The 1,262-nt window shown below is 62.4% G+C and carries 2 protein-coding genes; both read right to left on the bottom strand.

Annotation, left to right across the window (positions count from 1 at the left end):
* Positions 1 to 40: 40 nt before the first annotated feature.
* Positions 41 to 895, bottom strand: a complete 855-nt coding sequence (locus E3T40_RS14445; RefSeq protein WP_166786650.1) for an IS3 family transposase — start codon at positions 893 to 895, stop codon at positions 41 to 43.
* The coding region (locus E3T40_RS14440; RefSeq protein WP_206750361.1) for a transposase at positions 892 to 1,262 on the bottom strand (371 nt) is incomplete at its 5' end. The genes E3T40_RS14445 and E3T40_RS14440, both read right to left, overlap by 4 nt.

The following is a 1,262-nucleotide window of genomic DNA, read 5'->3' as shown; positions in this document are numbered from 1 at the left end:
TGGGGTGACCCGTGGTTTCCGGACTGGGTCCGTAGTTTCATTATGCGGCCAGGGTCAACTCTGCCAGTCGCTCGTGTGGTGTGGCATAGTTCAGGGTTTGGTGTAGGCGGGCCGTGTTGAAGTGGTGGATGTAGCTGATCACTTCGGCTCTCGCGGCTCTGCGGGTTGTGAAGGTGCGCCAGTTGAGTCGTTCGCTCTTGAGTTTTGAGAAGAACGTTTCGGCGGCAGCGTTGTCCCAGCACTGCATCCGGGCGCCCATGGAGCGGAGGATGCCGTGCGTGCCGCAGTACTTCGTGAACCGTTTCGAGCGGTATTGAACGCCGTGATCGGAGTGGAAGACGGCGCCGGGCTTCACATGCCCGGTCTCGATGGCCATGTTCATCGCCCGGGTGATCAGCTGGGTCGTCATCCGGGTTCCCGTCGCGTGGCCGAGGACGGCCCGTGAGGCAAGGTCGATGACGGTGGCAACGTAGAGCCAGCCCTGCTGGGTGTGAACGTAGGTGATGTCGCCGACCATGATCGCCCCGGGCGTCAGGGAACTGAAGTCGCGCAAGAGCAGATCGGCGGGGTCGGAGACGCGCTGGGACCGGCGGTTGGCGACCTTGAAAGCGCGTGCTGCGGCGGGTGAGATCAGCCCGAGGCCCCGCATGATGCCGGCCACGGTCTTCCGGTCCACGATCATGTTCTGGCGGGCCAACGCGGCGGTTACCTTCCGGTATCCGGCCGCGCCCGCGGAGACGGCGAACGCGGTGATCACGTGCTCGGTCACCACGTCATGCCGACGCTGAGCCGGAGACAGCTCCCGGTCCACCCACTCATAAAAACCGGACGTGGACACGGCCAGCTTCCAGCAGAGATACGAAACGGGCAGGTCGGCCTTCAACCGGGCGATCAATTCGAACCGTTCTCGCGTTGATCGAGCTCCCTGAAGAAGGCCTGCGCTTTTTTCTGGAAGTCCAGATCCCGCCGCAGACTCACGTTCTCTTTCTCCAGATCCCGGATCCGTTTCCGGGCCTCCGGTGTGAGCTTCCCGCCCGGATCGATTCGCTCGAGCTTGGCATCGTTGACCCACTTCCACAGGGTCCGGTGATCGACGCCGATTTCCTCAGCGACTTTCACAATCGATTTCCCACTCACCTCCACACGGGCAAGGGCCTCCGCCCGGAGCTCGGGCGTGTACCGCCCATATTTTCGCTGTGCCATAAGTCCATCCAATCTCAACTTCTCAGAAAGACTGTCCGGAAACCACGGGTCACCCCAGA

Source organism: Cryobacterium sp. TMT1-19, assembly GCF_004403055.1.
GTDB lineage: Bacteria > Actinomycetota > Actinomycetes > Actinomycetales > Microbacteriaceae > Cryobacterium > Cryobacterium sandaracinum.
This window is presented reverse-complemented; position numbering and strand designations above follow the sequence as displayed.